General features: G+C 42.5%; 21 protein-coding genes. 17 read left to right on the top strand and 4 right to left on the bottom strand.

Annotated features, from left to right (window positions below):
* Positions 1-48: 48 nt before the first annotated feature.
* The 9 genes from AYT27_RS01765 to AYT27_RS01725 are packed head-to-tail and all read left to right on the top strand — an operon-like array spanning position 49 to position 7,464.
* Positions 49-630 (top strand): hypothetical protein, encoded by a 582-nt coding sequence (locus AYT27_RS01765; protein WP_011180276.1) that lies wholly within the window; start codon positions 49-51, stop codon positions 628-630.
* The gene (locus AYT27_RS01760; protein ID WP_011180275.1) at positions 623-2,551 is read left to right on the top strand and encodes a phage terminase large subunit family protein; all 1,929 of its coding nucleotides are present in this window, start codon (positions 623-625) and stop codon (positions 2,549-2,551) included. Before AYT27_RS01765 ends, AYT27_RS01760 begins: the two co-directional genes overlap by 8 nt.
* A gap of 3 nt (positions 2,552-2,554) precedes the next feature.
* Positions 2,555-2,803 carry a phage head-tail joining protein gene (locus AYT27_RS01755; RefSeq protein WP_011180274.1) on the top strand — a complete coding sequence of 83 codons (249 nt, stop codon included), beginning with the start codon at positions 2,555-2,557 and terminating at the stop codon, positions 2,801-2,803.
* Positions 2,803-4,359, top strand: coding sequence for a phage portal protein (locus tag AYT27_RS01750; protein ID WP_011180273.1), 1,557 nt, complete (start codon positions 2,803-2,805; stop codon positions 4,357-4,359). The genes AYT27_RS01755 and AYT27_RS01750 overlap by 1 nt, the downstream gene beginning before the upstream one ends.
* Positions 4,349-5,392 (top strand): S49 family peptidase, encoded by a 1,044-nt coding sequence (locus AYT27_RS01745; protein ID WP_034454126.1) that lies wholly within the window; start codon positions 4,349-4,351, stop codon positions 5,390-5,392. Before AYT27_RS01750 ends, AYT27_RS01745 begins: the two co-directional genes overlap by 11 nt.
* A complete protein-coding gene (locus AYT27_RS01740; RefSeq protein ID WP_034447665.1) occupies positions 5,299-5,655 on the top strand; it encodes a hypothetical protein in 357 nt (118 codons plus the stop codon). Before AYT27_RS01745 ends, AYT27_RS01740 begins: the two co-directional genes overlap by 94 nt.
* Positions 5,652-6,020, top strand: a complete 369-nt coding sequence (locus tag AYT27_RS01735; RefSeq protein ID WP_011180270.1) for a head decoration protein — start codon at positions 5,652-5,654, stop codon at positions 6,018-6,020. The genes AYT27_RS01740 and AYT27_RS01735 overlap by 4 nt, the downstream gene beginning before the upstream one ends.
* A gap of 12 nt (positions 6,021-6,032) precedes the next feature.
* Positions 6,033-7,109 carry a major capsid protein gene (locus tag AYT27_RS01730; protein WP_011180269.1) on the top strand — a complete coding sequence of 359 codons (1,077 nt, stop codon included), beginning with the start codon at positions 6,033-6,035 and terminating at the stop codon, positions 7,107-7,109.
* Between the two features lies 1 nt (position 7,110).
* The gene (locus AYT27_RS01725) at positions 7,111-7,464 is read left to right on the top strand and encodes a head-tail joining protein (RefSeq protein ID WP_011180268.1); all 354 of its coding nucleotides are present in this window, start codon (positions 7,111-7,113) and stop codon (positions 7,462-7,464) included.
* A gap of 35 nt (positions 7,465-7,499) precedes the next feature.
* On the opposite strand, the gene AYT27_RS01720 is transcribed toward AYT27_RS01725, so the two are convergent.
* A complete protein-coding gene (locus AYT27_RS01720) occupies positions 7,500-8,573 on the bottom strand; it encodes a hypothetical protein (RefSeq protein WP_011180267.1) in 1,074 nt (357 codons plus the stop codon).
* Between the two features lie 384 nt (positions 8,574-8,957).
* Here AYT27_RS01720 and AYT27_RS01710 point away from each other — a divergent pair, with 384 nt between their 5' ends.
* Genes AYT27_RS01710 through AYT27_RS01700 form a run of 3 tightly spaced genes read left to right on the top strand, consistent with a single transcriptional unit; the run spans position 8,958 to position 10,564 of the window.
* Entirely contained in the window at positions 8,958-9,512 is a 555-nt protein-coding gene (locus AYT27_RS01710) for a phage antirepressor Ant (RefSeq protein WP_011180266.1), read from the top strand.
* Positions 9,513-9,530: 18 nt separating this feature from the next.
* Positions 9,531-10,289, top strand: a complete 759-nt coding sequence (locus tag AYT27_RS01705) for a phage antirepressor Ant (protein ID WP_011180265.1) — start codon at positions 9,531-9,533, stop codon at positions 10,287-10,289.
* The gene (locus AYT27_RS01700) at positions 10,286-10,564 is read left to right on the top strand and encodes a hypothetical protein (RefSeq protein WP_011180264.1); all 279 of its coding nucleotides are present in this window, start codon (positions 10,286-10,288) and stop codon (positions 10,562-10,564) included. Before AYT27_RS01705 ends, AYT27_RS01700 begins: the two co-directional genes overlap by 4 nt.
* 48 nt (positions 10,565-10,612) lie before the next feature.
* Here the strand turns inward: AYT27_RS01700 and AYT27_RS01695 are convergent, their stop codons facing one another.
* The 3 genes from AYT27_RS01695 to AYT27_RS01685 are packed head-to-tail and all read right to left on the bottom strand — an operon-like array spanning position 10,613 to position 11,384.
* Entirely contained in the window at positions 10,613-10,759 is a 147-nt protein-coding gene (locus AYT27_RS01695; protein ID WP_075320633.1) for a CopG family antitoxin, read from the bottom strand.
* A 45-nt stretch (positions 10,760-10,804) separates the two neighbouring features.
* Entirely contained in the window at positions 10,805-11,122 is a 318-nt protein-coding gene (locus AYT27_RS01690) for a type II toxin-antitoxin system HicB family antitoxin (protein ID WP_004856761.1), read from the bottom strand.
* Positions 11,112-11,384 (bottom strand): toxin HicA, encoded by a 273-nt coding sequence (locus AYT27_RS01685; protein ID WP_011180263.1) that lies wholly within the window; start codon positions 11,382-11,384, stop codon positions 11,112-11,114. The genes AYT27_RS01690 and AYT27_RS01685 overlap by 11 nt, the downstream gene beginning before the upstream one ends.
* Positions 11,385-11,435: 51 nt before the next feature.
* Between AYT27_RS01685 and AYT27_RS01680 the strand changes: the two genes are divergently transcribed.
* From AYT27_RS01680 to AYT27_RS01660, 5 genes are read left to right on the top strand one after another with little or no spacing between them, the layout of a single operon-like run.
* Complete coding sequence (locus AYT27_RS01680; RefSeq protein ID WP_011180262.1) at positions 11,436-11,978, top strand: hypothetical protein; 543 nt, start codon at positions 11,436-11,438, stop codon at positions 11,976-11,978.
* Positions 11,959-12,648, top strand: coding sequence for a phage baseplate assembly protein V (locus tag AYT27_RS01675; RefSeq protein ID WP_011180261.1), 690 nt, complete (start codon positions 11,959-11,961; stop codon positions 12,646-12,648). Before AYT27_RS01680 ends, AYT27_RS01675 begins: the two co-directional genes overlap by 20 nt.
* The gene (locus tag AYT27_RS01670; protein WP_034447457.1) at positions 12,645-12,986 is read left to right on the top strand and encodes a GPW/gp25 family protein; all 342 of its coding nucleotides are present in this window, start codon (positions 12,645-12,647) and stop codon (positions 12,984-12,986) included. Before AYT27_RS01675 ends, AYT27_RS01670 begins: the two co-directional genes overlap by 4 nt.
* Complete coding sequence (locus tag AYT27_RS01665) at positions 12,983-13,810, top strand: baseplate J/gp47 family protein (RefSeq protein WP_011180259.1); 828 nt, start codon at positions 12,983-12,985, stop codon at positions 13,808-13,810. The genes AYT27_RS01670 and AYT27_RS01665 overlap by 4 nt, the downstream gene beginning before the upstream one ends.
* Positions 13,810-14,916, top strand: coding sequence for a phage tail protein (locus tag AYT27_RS01660; RefSeq protein ID WP_011180258.1), 1,107 nt, complete (start codon positions 13,810-13,812; stop codon positions 14,914-14,916). Before AYT27_RS01665 ends, AYT27_RS01660 begins: the two co-directional genes overlap by 1 nt.
* Position 14,917: the final 1 nt, after the last annotated feature.

The following is a 14,917-nucleotide window of genomic DNA, read 5'->3' as shown; positions in this document are numbered from 1 at the left end:
CTAAAGAAAAGGATGAATGTTGAAAAATATTTAGCAAAAGAGGTAGAAATGACAAAGAAGCATCGTGAAGGTCTATCGCTTCGTGCGTTTGCCAAAAAGATGCGTGTTTCACCGAATGCAGTGGTTTCTCGTTTTAAAACAGGAAAATTTGATCAGGCTCTTTTTGAAGATGGTTCTGTCAATGAAGCGCTTGCAACAGCTATCTGGAATGAGAATCCAACAAAGCGCCCAGCTCCATTTTTAGCACCAGATGGTCAACCGCGAACAAAGATCAAACAAGTCTCTACAGAGGGTGCCAATGAATACGAAATTAAACTGGAGCGAATGCAAGTTGCCCTTGAAAGCGAAAAGATTGCCCTTGAACGCTTACGCGAAACAACCGTTGACCGTGAAGAAGTCAAGAGAGCAGCGCGTGAGTTTGGAAGAGCACACCGTGATGCCATGTTGAACTTTCCTCATCGTTTCGGGGCAAGCATTGCCGCACAAGTTGGATGTGATGCAGCAAGCCTTATCGGTGCCATTGATTATTACATACGAAAAGCTTTGCTTGAAGCGGTTCATATTCCAGTGCCTTTTCATGATCCTCATTCTCCAGAGTTAGAGAACTTGCAAGAAACGAATAATGGATGACAATGCAGTCGAAGAATTTTTCGCCAATGCCAATGATGCAAGACAACCGGACCCACCGTATACGGTTTCGCAATGGGCGGACAAGAATAGATACCTTAGCACCGTAGCAAGTGCTGAACCTGGATTGTGGAGAACAAAACGCACCCCCTATTTGCGTGAAATCATGGATAACCTTTCCTCTCACAAACCGATTGAAACAACCATTGTCATGAAAGGAGCGCAGGTTGGCATGTCAGAGGCAGGATTGAACTTCTGTGGTTATGCTATTCATTATAGTCCTGGACCTGCCCTTTATGTCATGCCCACGGTTGAGACAGCCAAGAAGCTTTCAAAGACGCGGCTTGATCCCATGATTATGGCAAGCCCAGTTTTAAGTGAACGCATTGCCCCAGCGCGAGCACGTGACAGCGGTAATACCATGTTTTCAAAAGAGTTTGATGGTGGTGCATTGATGCTTACAGGAGCAAACAGTGCGGCTGGTTTGCGTTCTATGCCTATTCGTTATCTGATTTTGGATGAAGTGGATGCTTATCCTCTCAGTGTCGATAACGAAGGTGATCCGGTGATGATTGCAGAAAAGCGCACTTCAACCTTTGTGCAGAGAAAGATTTTTAAATTGTCTACACCCACCCACCGTGACACAAGCCGTATTGCTAAGGATTTTGTGCTAGGAGACCAGCGATATTACAACGTCCCTTGTGATGCGTGTGGTGTTTTACAACCCATTGTTTGGTCACAAATTAAATGGCCAAAAGGCGCCCCTGAAAAAGCTGTTTTTGTTTGTACGCATTGTGGTCATGAACATGCCGAGCACCGAAAAACAGATCTCATGTGTGAAGAAAGAGGTGCATGCTGGGTCCCAACCAGTGAGTCAAGCAGACCCAATTTGCGTTCTTATCATATTTCGGCACTTTATTCTCCTTGGCTTACATGGGGGGAATGCGCAAGAGAGTTTTTAAATGCCAAGGATGATCCAGCTCTTCTACAGCCTTTTGTCAATACAGTGCTTGGAGAGCCATGGGAGGACAGAACAGGCGAAGTTGTTGATCCAGACAGCCTCTATGCAAAACGCGAAGAGTATCCCCTTGCACCAGAACAAGCCGTCGTGTTGACAGCAGGCATTGATGTGCAAAATGACCGTTTAGAGCTTGAAGTGGTGGGATGGGGGCGTAGTGAAGAAAGTTGGCATATTGATTATCAAGTTATCCTTGGTGATCCCTCTTCTTTTGAAGTGTGGGACCAATTGGATGAATATCTTGCAAAGCGCTGGCCACATCCAGGCTATAAAGAGGGGATTAGGATAACAGCGGCTTGTATTGATACCGGTGGTGGACACACACAGGCGGTTTATAATTATGTACGCCCGCGTGAGGGGCGGCGTATCTGGGGGATTAAAGGACAGGCGGGATGGCGTGCGGTATGGCCACGCCGACCAAGCAAAAACAATAAAGGACAGATTAATCTTTATATTGTTGGGGTTGATGCAGCGAAAGATATCATTACAGCACGGTTTAAGAAATCGGGTCCTGAAGCAACGGGGGCTGGTGCAACACACTTTCATAAAAGCCTTGACCAGGAATATTTTGACCAGCTAACCGCTGAAAGAAAAGTCATTAAATATTTTAAAGGTTTCAAGCGTATTGAATGGCAAAAAAGTGAAAAGGCAAGAAATGAAGCCTTGGACTGTAGAGTCTATGCTTATGCTGCTTTACAAGGTCTGATTTCGGCAGGAATAAACCTTAATCGAGAAGTCGATATCTTAGAAGAGCGTTTGGAAAAACTTAAAATTGAAGGTGCTTTAGAGCAGCCAACATCAGAACATCCTCCCTCTCCTTCTCCAAGAAGATCTCAGACAACACAGCCTAAAAAGAAGCCATTCAGAACAGTGATAAGTCCTTATATGCGAGGGGACTGGAGGTAATTTATGCGCACAGACTTGAACCAAGTAAACAGCAAAACTGACAGACTGGAAAGTTTAAAAAGGCGGCGAGAACAAATTGAAGAGGCTCTTTATTCGGGAGCGCAATCAGTGCGTCACGGCGATAAGCAAGTCAGCAACCGCTCTGTTGAGGAACTGCGCAGAGCTCTTGAAATGATCAATACGCAAATAGCGGACCTTGAAGGACGCAAAGGTTCACGTGTTTTTTATTTAAATATCTCTAGGGGCTATTAATGGCTGGCTTTTTCAATAAACTCACAGGCTTTTTTACAATTTCTCGTCAACATAATCCGCCTTTTGAAGCTGCAAGCAAAAGCCGTCGCATGGGTGGTTTTGATCCCGCAAAAAAACATATCAATAAAGCAATTGAAGAATGCGGTGATACCATTGTTGCCCGTTCAAGATGGCTTTATGACAATGAATCTCTTTATGGATCTGCAACGGAGGAATGGGTCTCTGCGGCTGTGAGTGATGGGATTAAACCTTATCCTCGTATTGAAGGTTTTCAAGAAGAAAAGAAAAAGCTTTTAGACTTATGGTGGCAATGGGTTGATGAAGCAGACTACGATGAAGATGCCAACTTTTATGGTCTACAAGCAACGATTGCACGAGAGGTTTTTTTAACCGGAGAATGTTTTGTCAGGCTGCATTATGTTGACCTTTATGGGCGCTCTGGTGTGCCGTTTCAATTGCAAATTTATCCCACCGAAATGCTGGACCTTACCTACAATGGACCTGCTGAAACTGAAGGCAATTACATTCGTATGGGGATTGAGTTTAATGCAAGTGGCAAGCGTGTTGCTTATCATTTCTGGGAACATCATCCCTATGATGATTGCCCTGCAAACAGAGCCTTTAAGAGCCAAGACCGCATACGTGTGCCTGCTGAAATGGTCCTTCATATCAAAGAGCGCCGTATCGCAGGACAATTACGCGGTTCTCCCAAAATAACGCGCTCTATGACAAAGATCTTTCAACTCGAATCCTATGACGATGCAGAACTTGATCGAAAAAGGACAGCGGCTCTTTTTGCAGTGTTTATTACAGGAAAGGAATCTCATGATGCGGCATTAGAGGAGAATCGTGAACAAACGAGGCTCCCAAAGAAGCCTGAAGAGGCAGCTGACGTGGATAAAATTTACCCTGGCTCGGTCAACATGGTGGATGGCGAAAAACAAATTACATTTTCAACCCCTGTTGAGGTTGGAGGTTCTTATGAGGCTTTCCAATTTCGCAATATTTTAAAAATTTGCTCGGCTCTCAATATGCCTTATGCCGTTGTTACTGGAGACGTTACGCGCGGTAATTTTTCCAATGTGCGAACTTCTATCATTCAGTTTAGACGGCATGTCAAACAATGGCGTGAACATATCATTGCCTTTCAGTTTAACCGCATTGTTTGGGAACGTTTTGTTGAAATGGCAGTACTTTCTGGACGCGTTCACTTACCCGGATGGGAAGAAAATCCCTTGCCATGGCTTCAATGTGAAAGCTTTGCACCACCCCTTGAAATGATTGATCCAAACAAGGATATTTCGGCAGAAAAAGAAGAAATCCGTGCAGGCTTGAAAACACGACGCATGGCACTGGCCGAGCGCGGCTTTGATATCGACAGCATTCATGCCGAACTTGAGGAAGAACACACAGATGCTCGTGCACGCGGTTTATCTTTTGATACGGATATGGCGGCATCCTCTGGTGACAATCAAATAATTGATACCACAGATTCAGACCCTTCAGAGACTTATGAAAGCAACCAAGGCAGCGAGGCACACAAAAATGGTGAATAATCTCGACATGCCGTTTTTGGCATCACGGCTTTTTGTGGTTCCACACATGCTTGCCTCCACAAAGCTTGATATCATCCTTAATGCTCTTGCACCACGCCTTTTTGCAGGTGAAAAGTTTCCCATTGAAGCTTATTCGCAAGGTAATACAGAAGCTTTCAGACCACCAGAAACTTACGTGGTCCAAAACAATATTGCCATCATACCGGTTCATGGCACACTTGTACGCCGTAGCGCATGGCTTGGAGCTTTATCGGGCTTGACTTCTTATGAAGGTTTAAGGGCTTCTTTTCGTGAAGCCATTGCACAGCCTGATGTGAATGCTGTCTTACTTGATATTGATAGTGGTGGTGGAGAAGCCGGTGGCATCTTTGATTTGGTTGAAGAGTTTCAAACCCTTTCAAAACAATATGCCAAGCCCATTTGGGCGCATGCCAATGAATTTGCTTGTTCGGCAGCTTATGCCATTGCTTGTGCAGCTTCTCAAATATGGATTGCACGCACAGGTGTTGTGGGTTCCATTGGGGTTGTTTGCGCCCATCTTGACCAATCTCTTGCAGATGAGAAACAGGGACTTAAATGGACCTTTGTTTTTGAAGGTGATCACAAAACGCATGGCAATTCTCACGAACCCTTGAGCGATACAGCACAGATAAAAATGCAAGCCGATTGTGCCCTGCTCTACGAGATGTTTGTCGATTGGGTTGCAAAAAACAGACCTCTGAGTGCGGACGCAATTCGTGACACAAAAGCAGAAACTTTTATAGGCATCCAAGCTTTAGAGCTTGGATTAGCAGATGCGCAGGGCACCCTTGCGCAAGCTTTGGAAGCCTTAACGGATTCCATATCACAAACCCCAACAGCAACAAAAGAAGGACAAAACACATGGCACGCACACAATACCGCGCCGAAGAAGATGATGATGAAAAAGTTGTCGACGTCATCAACGAAGACGAAGAGGACGAAAACAAGAGCGACATTGATGAAGACTTCGACGAAGACGAAGATGAGGACGAAGATAAACAGGAAAGCGTAAAAGCTGCTCTTGAAAAGGAAAGAAAACGTGGCGAGGCACTGACAAACCTTGAAAGGCAAGCAAAGCGCTTAGGCGTTTCTTTTGATGCAGCAAAAGCCATTAAAAGCGGCATGAGTGTTGAGAAAGCAAAAAATGTTGTTTTAACCGCCGCTGTCTCGAAAAGCGCATCTTTAAAACTATCAACCACAGCTCCTCATAGGGATGGGACGAGCAAGGAAAAAATTCATGCAAAATGGGAAACAGCTTGGAGGGCAATAAAATGAGTCAAGTTTTTTATGAAGACGTACGCAATGGTGCTTATCTTGGACCCTACGATCCGGATATGTCCAATGAAGAAGTGATATTTGCATCAGGAGCATTCATTGAAGCCGGCACTGTTATGGGAAAAATAATGGCAACAGGAAAATATGTTCCTCTTAATCCATCAGCATCAGATGGCAGTACAAGACCTGTTGGGATTTCTTTTGCCACTGTTGATGCAACAGAGGCAGATCAACGCGCGGTGATTACAGCACGCTTATGCACCGTAAAAGCTTCTGAACTGCTATGGCCAGATGCCATCACAGACGATCAGAAGAAAGATGCCATTCAGTTTTTAGAAGACCATAACAACATTCTATTTCGATAGGAGAATGCGCACATGGATATGAATTTTTTTAAACATGATGCTTTCTCTGCCACCACAATGATGAAAGCGATTGAAAACTATGAGTTTCAACCGGGTCTCATTAGTTCTCTTAATCTTTTTGAGGAAGTGGAAACAAGCACCACAGTGGTTGGTATTGAAAGACGTGACAATACATTGTCCTTGATTCAAACCAGTGAACGTGGCGCCCCCTTGGTTGAAGGTGATAGAGATGGGCGGAATCTCCGCTTTTTCAAAACAACACGTATTGCCAAAAGTGATACGGTGAAATCAGAGGAAATCCAGAACCGACGGGAATTTGGTACAGAAGACCAGTTAGAGACGGCAATGAAATATATTGCCAGAAAACAAAAGAAACTGATTTCTGAAATCGAATTGACATGGGAAAACATGCAACTTGGCGCTGTCCAGGGTGTTGTGCTTGATGCCGATGGCTCTGTTATTGTCGATTGGTACAAGGAATGGGAAATCGCACCACCAAAGCCGATTGATTTTAAACTCAATAATGAAACAACAAATGTTGCGGATCATGTTGATCAAGTCATTATGAAAATGATTGAAGCTTCAAAGGGAGCATTTTCTGATCGTTCACGCATTATTGGGCTTTGTGGAAATGAATTTTTCTCCAAATTGAAAAACCATAAAACAATTCGTGAGACTTATCTCAACACAGCTCTTGCACAAACTTTAAATAGTGCTGGAGGTGTTGCAACACCAAGTGCGATTGGCTCTGGGAGCTTTGGCAGTTTTGACTTTGCGGGCGTCACTTTCATTAATTACCGGAGCATTCACAACTATAATGTGAGTGCGAAGGCTGGAACAAAGCGCGCCATAGGCATTAAGCCTGATGAATGTCAATTCTTGCCTGCCAATGCACCGGGAGTGTTTCAAAAAACCTTTGCACCAGGAGAAAGTTTGGATTTTGCCAACACGGTTGGAAAACCTCTCTACACCATGTTGATCGTTGATAACGACCGTAATGCATGGGTAAAACCGGAGGTCTATAGCTATCCGCTTTATATTTGCACGCGTCCTGAAATGCTCTTTAAAGCGGTCAGTGGAGGAAAATAACATGCGATGGCATGGGTTGCTTCATAAAATGATTCAAGACGTGCGCAACACCTTTGGGCAACCCGTCATCTACACGCGAAAGGATAATCAACAATCGTTTCAAATTACAGCGATTTACACCATTAAACATTCGGAATCGGAGGCTGGTGGCAGAATCCCCACCACAATCGCAAAAAAGGAACTTGATCTTTGTATCAATGATATCGGGGGAATACCACCAAAACCTCAAGATAGCGTTGTTGTGATGGCGCCTGAAAACACTGAAGACGCCTCTCAAGAATACTTCATTGTCTCAGATGTCCAAGCTTCAGAATCCGGTATGTATAAACTTATTTTACGGGAGCAAAAACAATGAGGTATCTTTGTTTGGTGTGTTTAAAATCAATAAGGCTATCCAAGCGTTCGAATTACTGCTGTAAACCTTGGACTTGAAAAAGCAGTGAATTGGTAATTCAGTGGAACACCGGTACGGCGACTGATTTGGCATCCTTTGTATGTTATAGCTACTGATGCAATTCGTGTCCAAGTAGTCCTTTCATTCCTTTCGGGACTTTCAAATACAATAGCTTTATCTGTAACCAAAAGACGTCCCAAAAGTCTGGTCTTTTTACTAATATCAAAGGAAACGCGTTCTTGAACTCCCAACAGTTTTTCATTGCGTGCTAAACGATAATCATACTCACTTGCGTCAAGTTCTTGAAGCATTTTACATCCTTCCTCAAAATTAGAGGGAGGAATGTCTGGTTGCAACATCGCAACTTGTTCTTCAAAAAGCTTTACTTTTTTATTTTCAGAATGGACAGCGACCCCCAAAAGTAAAACAATAATAGTGGCTACTAATAACCATGGTGAAATACTTATTATTGCTACTACGCCCCCAATCAATAGAGCACAAAGGAGAAAAATCTTGATCCCCTTTTCCAATCGTTCGTTTTTAAATGCCGGAGATGTTTTATTAACGACTGAGAAATAAGAAGAAGGATGTGCAGGAGGGAGCGACATTGAAACCTGTTCTGGAACTTTCTCTTCAAAACGTTTTTTGCGTTTATCTTGCCAATAAGCGAAAATGGAAAATGCAAAAAACGCAAAGAAAATTAACCAAAACCATCCCCAAAAGCCTAATCCATCATTTTCATCTGATTTATTGTCTTGAATGGAGGTGATTTGTTTATCAATACTCTCAGCTGGTACCTGAGTCATGCTTTCATCTTGAGAGCTAACATCTATTGACGAAGTTGAGGAAGAAGAAACAATTTCATTATTGTGTGCAACTTGATCTGGTTTGTCTTTGTGTACAGAAGCACCTACTATTGCAGAGCTGATAAATAATAGAACTCCAATACCAAGAGTTTTTAGTCCGTTTTTCCGCCATTTCTTTATACATACTAAAACGAGTCCGACAATCATCATTGGCAATGATAACAAGCACACGATCATCGCAATTATATTAAGTGTATCAAGCATTATTTTCCCCTCCGCTATAAATAAAAAAGTGAAGCGGAAAATCTAAAGCGAGTCGACAAATGAAGTAAAGACGTACTTATATAATTGAGAAAAATGTAATATTACTGCTTGACAATGTGGCGACAATATGAATAATCGAATCAGGGGCCTAACAAACACCTTGAATCCACAAGCGGGTAGATTGCCGACACAATCTTTTCTCCGCGCATTAAAGGCTTTGACTCATTATATGCGTATAGCATATAAATGGCTTGTCGGGTGTAGCTATGCCATAAAATACCCTTAATGGGAAAAGCATAGCGACGGGCTTGTGGCCGTGTTTGTTAGCACCCGGCACTCTTTTCGAGTGTCATTAACAAACATCTAACCCACAAGGAGTTTACAATGACTCTCATTAAAATATCAGAACAAGCAATTGGACAAGAGATTGTTCAAACAGTCAATGCACGCGAATTGCATGCATTTTTAGAGATAAAAGCCCGCTTTAATGACTGGATTAAAAATCGCATTAAAGAATGTAAGTTTTTGGAAAACATAAACTTTATAACGCTTTCTAAAAATTTAGAAAACGGTGGAAAAGTAAAAGAATACCACATTACCTTAGACATGGCTAAACACCTTTCCATGATCGAACGTAATGATAAAGGACATGAAGCTCGTCAATATTTTAATTTTTTGTTTGACAACATGTCAACATTATGTCTATTGTCGAATCAGGTGCTTGAAAAACACCTTAAACACATAGCGGATAGATTGCCGAAACAGTCTTTTCACCGCCAATTAAAAGCTTTGACTCATTATATGCTACAGGCATATAATAATATCGTCGGGTGTGGTTATGCTATACAATACCCTTATGGGAAAGGCATAACGACGGGCTATGTGCCGTGTTTTTCAGCACCCGGCGCTCTTCATAGAGTGTCAATGAAAAACCTTTAAGCACATAGGAGCCAAATCATGGCACAATATTTAATCGACATATATCAAACCAGTATTGGTGGCGACACTGTTCAGACGGTAAATGCACGTGAATTACATACGTTTTTGGAAATAGGAAAAGATTTCTCTACTTGGATTACTGACCGTATCAACAAATATAATTTATTAGAAAATCAAGATTTTGTTTGCTCCCCGATTTTGGGGAGCAAAGGCAGAGGTGGTCACAATCGTAAAGATTATCATCTGACTTTAAGCGTAGCCAAAGAGCTCTCTATGCTTGAAAATAATAAGAAAGGTAGAGAAGCTCGTTTATACTTTATCGAATGTGAAAGACGGTTAAAACAAGTAGCAACACCACAGATAGCCCCTCCACAAGTTGATTACTCCAAACCCGAAGCATTACTTGGTGTCTTGAATCACCTACAAAGTCAAATCGAGCAAAAAGACCATGTTATTGCAGAATTAGCACCAAAAGCAGAGGCTTTGGAAGGGTTAAAACGTTCTGATGGTCTGTTTGGTTTAATTGAAGCGGCGAAGATGTTGGAGGTGCGACCAAAGGACTTAACCGATTACTTGCGCAAACATGACTGGGTCTATCGACGAGCTCCAGGGGCGCCTCTGTTACCTTATCAGGACAAGATCAAGAAAGGCTTTATGGATTGCCCTGCTATCACCATTCAAAGACCGGATGGTACAGAAAAGGTGCTCCCTTCAACGAAAATCACCTCCAGAGGATTGGCATGCTTAAGAGAGCAAATCTTTGGGGGTGTACAATGAAGATAGACACCAACTTCTTATGCGATTTGTGGATGGCATTATCTCAATTTTCTAAACATGAAAATATGAATGATAAAGATTGTACTGCTCTGGTTGATACTATGAGTGTAATAGAAAAAGCTTTGATTTTAAAACTTCAAGATGAGATGCCAAGTATACTTAAAATCTTAACAGTTCTAACAGATTTTGGCGATTCAGAGTTACCGCATAGCATGGATTCTTTGTTGCGCGCTTACGAACCAGATTTGGATAACCCTATTAAAAAGGTTGCTTAAGTTCAAAAAACAGAAATCCCCTCCCCGTTCTCCAAAATGGGGAGGTGGCTAAGAGGCTTCTTTAGGTAAAAATTCGAAATAAATGGGTTTAAAACCAGTTAAATCATAATCCGTGAGATCGGCAGTATCAACAAAGTTCTCTACTTCCTCATCCGTCTTGAAAACGGGTATTTGTTTTAATTGAGAGGTTTCCATAAAAATTAATCTTTTTTTGGTGCGTATAAGCCGCCTTTAAAAGCTTTAAAGTTTAGAAGAAATATATCTATTTAAACTTACACCATTTTCGGCGGCTTGAATTGCGAGTTTTCTATGAAGTTCTGGTGGAATTCTTAATTGAAACTTACCACTATATTTACCATGTGACAAAGGCACGGGAACCTCTTCTCCGTTGTGTTGCATATCCTCAACAACCTCTGAAACGAGATCCATAATGCCTTTTAAAGCTTTCTCTGCTTGAGCGTCTAACCATGAAAGGGATGGGAATTCTGCACATAATCCGACATATTCCTCATCTTCTTGCGACCACAAAACACGATATGTATAATGATTATTGTTCATGTTTCATCCTTTCTATCGCTTGTAAGACTTGCTTAACCTGATAGACTTTTGTCTTATTGCCAGAATCTTTTTGAATATTCACACGAGGATCACCAAGCCACGGTGTTTTAAAAACAAAGTGGCTTGTACGATTGTTCCTTGGTTCTCCAAAGAAATAGACACATACAGCCAACAAATCTGAGAACTTGATGTTTTTTGGTGATGCTTTCATCAAGCTGATTATTTTTGCAACTTTATTACTCATAATCAATAATAGTATCATTATTAATCCTAGTCAATCATTTTATACACTTAATTGAACAGGAGCCCCCCCATGCACCCCCGCGAGACGATAAGAGAAACATTTGTTGCGTTAATAAAGGCAGCAAAAACAGTGGCTGGTGACAATGTTTTCAATATGCGTGACTTCAATTTATTTATTGAAACAATGCCAGCTATTAATATCTCAACGCAAAGTGAAACCATTGAAGATGGACATGATTTTGGCTTAAGGCGGCGTGTTTTAACAGTAGATGTTGAATGCTATGCAACATGTGAAGATGGCGCACGTTTTGTTGACCAATTAGCATGGGAAGTTGAAGAGATTTTCTATGCCAATCCCAATCTTAACAACACCGTTGAGACATGCCGCTTACAAAATATTGCTTTTGCCTTTGGTGATAATGGTTCCCTAGCACTCCATGGTGCAATTTTAACCTTTGACGTGACGCACATAACCAATATCCCCTGCCCTGATGAAGGAAAGGCAACCGTAGGAGTTGTTGAACCCCTTGTCGGTTTTAAACCCGAAACAGGTATGGGAAACAAAGACAAATACCATAAAATTGAAGGTGACCATGTTAGAGCGACGCGATAAAGAGATCACCGATTTAAAGAGACGTGTAGCCAATATGGTTGTGGTAGGGAAAATTAGCCATGTTGACCATAAAAACGCACGCTATCGAGTAAAAACTGGAAATCTTGTCAGTGATTGGATTCCAGATACCCAAGCCCGTGCTGGTAAAACACGCTCTTATGAAGGGCGCGATGTTGGAGAACAAGTGGTTGTTGTTTCATCATCAGGCGATTTATCACAAGGGGTGATTGTTGGCTCTATTCATACCGATGCAAACCAAGCAGCCGATAAAGGCAATCTTCATAAGACACTTTATCCAGATGGAACCACCATTGAGTATGACGATGAACAAAACAGCTATGCCCTTCACCTCACATCAGGAGGAAAGTTTAGTCTCACGATTTCTGATGGCGTATCGATAAAAGGGGATGGTAAAAAGTTAGAACTGCAAGCCGCAGAGGGCATCAAAATTATTTCACAAGGTGACCTGAGTTTAAGTGCAGAAAAAAACATTGCCCTGAAAGCAGGTGGAAGTGTTTCACTCCATTCGGATGATGGCATTGCTCTTCATTCAAGTGAGGGTGTTTCCATCCATTCTAGTGATTTAAAGCATAATGGCACCAATATTGGAAACAGCCATGTTCATGGAGGTGTTTCCCCTGGTGGCTCCATGACAGGAGGTCCAAATTGAACAGTGGAATGGACCGCACAACAGGAAAGCCATTGGTTGGCATAGAGCATTTGCGGCAGTCGATTATTGATATCTTATCAACACGCATTGGCACACGGGTGATGCGACGTGATTATGGTTCACGCATTGCAGAACTCATTGATGCACCGGTTAACAGCAGCTTTTCTATTGCTCTTTATGCCGCCGTTGCTGAAGCTTTAGACAAGTGGGAACCACGTTTTAAGCTCAAAAAGATTGATTTTAAAATGCTTGGAACCGGACAAGTTTCTCTGTCTTTTGAGGGCATGTATTTGCCATCAGGAAAGCCCATCACCATGGAAGGATTATTGATACAATGAGTAGAGCGCTTGCAAAACCGGAAATTATTACAGAACTTTCTTTTGAGGAAATCCGCGCTGCTGTTCTGACCCATTTAAAAGAGCTTTTACCTGAATATACATTTTTGGAAAGTGATCCAGCCGTAAAAGTCATAGAGGCTTTTAGCTATCGAGAACTGCTTTTAAGACAGCGTATTAACGAGGCAGCACGCAATAATATTCTTGATTTTGCCACCGGTGAATCCCTTGATGCTTTGGGAAACTGGCATGGTATTGCCCGCATAGAGGGTGAGAGTGATGAGAGGTATCGTGAACGCGTACAGCTTCATGCCCGTGGGGGAAATGGAAGTGGAACAGAACCCTATTACAAGCTTATCGCCTTAACAGCCGATAGTCGAGTGAAAGATGCCATTATCTATCGTAAAGGCAAAGATCCAACCATCTATGTTGCTATTTTTGGCAACAATGAAGAAGGGACAGCCTCTGAAGATCTCTTACAAACAGTTTCACAAGCTCTTCACAGAAAAAATATCATCATGACCAATGATACCATTATTGTGCATGCTGCTGTCAAAAAAGTGCTGGACTTAGAAGCCGATGTTTGGCTGCTCCCAGAAGCATCTTTGAAAATTCTCACGACAATGGAGGCAAATTTACGCACGGCTTGGAAACAAGAACAAGCCATTGGTCGCGAATTAAGCCTCTCGTGGTGGGTTTCAAAACTGATGATTCCTGGTGTCCAGAAAGTGATTGCCATTGCACCAACAAAGGACAGTGTGGTTTGTGATGAAGAAATCTTATCGATTGGCAAAATCACCTTAAACTTTAAAGGGCGGGCGCGCTAATGGTTGGCTCGCTGCTCCCCTCACATGCAACAGAATTTGAGAAACGCCTTGCCGATGCTTGCGACTTTCATCAAGATGTTGATGGAGCTGTTTTGGGGATTTCACGTGCAAAACTGATCACACGCCCTCCCCGCTTTTTGCCATGGTTGATTGAAGAATATGGACTTGGTGAACTCACGCCTTATGTTCCAAACCTCTATGATCTGATTGACCAAGGGCTTGCATGGCAGCGCTTGCGTGGCTCTGTTGCAGCCATTGAATTGGGACTTAAATGGTTAGAGCTTTCTGCACGCTTTACACCCGCATGGTCAGGGCGTGCATGGTGGAATTCCTTTCAACTTGATTTTGATCAATTGCCTGAACAAAGCAGCCTTGAAGCCATTGAAGCCATTGTCGACCTTTCCAAAAGCTTTCGCTCTGATTTTCGCCGTAGCACCTATGGTTATGATGTGGAAGCCACAGAAGGCGATATGTCACACCTTGATGACAGCATGCTGGATTTTGAAAGTGGCGTGCGCTTAACAGCTCGTGACACACTGTTTTCCTTTGGACGCACAACACAAATCAAACACACGCTCACAAAAGAAGAAGGCAAACTCATTGGCAACTGGATTGATGATGTGGATGAGGAGTTAAGCTGGAACCAAATCGATTACCCTTGGGAGTTGGCAAATTTCCCCTGGTGTTCGGTCAAAAAACACGAACGCGATATACTCATAGCAAAGTGGTTCCAAAACCGTCCCCTTTATTTGGCTTTAAGAGATCTCGATAACACTCTGATTGGCTATCGAAGATGCTATGCTGTACAGCCTGTCGAACAAGCGGTCGAGGGTGTTTACAGCCATTGCGGCAACAGATTTAATCCTTCTCCAACAGGGACAATGTTGTTTCTTGCAGCCCGCACAGATTTTGAGGATGTTGAGAACAAACAAGCTGCCTCTGTTCCCCTCCTCGTTCATGGCTCTCTCGTAGAACAAACACCCCTTGGTAAACTTTGGTTAGGGGCTGATGAACTACGTGGCGGTGTAGAAATTCTCAAAACACCCATCAACATTCCTTTGCGTGCTGATGTTCGCGAACAATTCAAGATTTTATTGAGGTTTTAAC

The organism is Bartonella henselae str. Houston-1, assembly GCF_000046705.1.
Lineage (GTDB): Bacteria > Pseudomonadota > Alphaproteobacteria > Rhizobiales > Rhizobiaceae > Bartonella > Bartonella henselae.
This window is presented reverse-complemented; position numbering and strand designations above follow the sequence as displayed.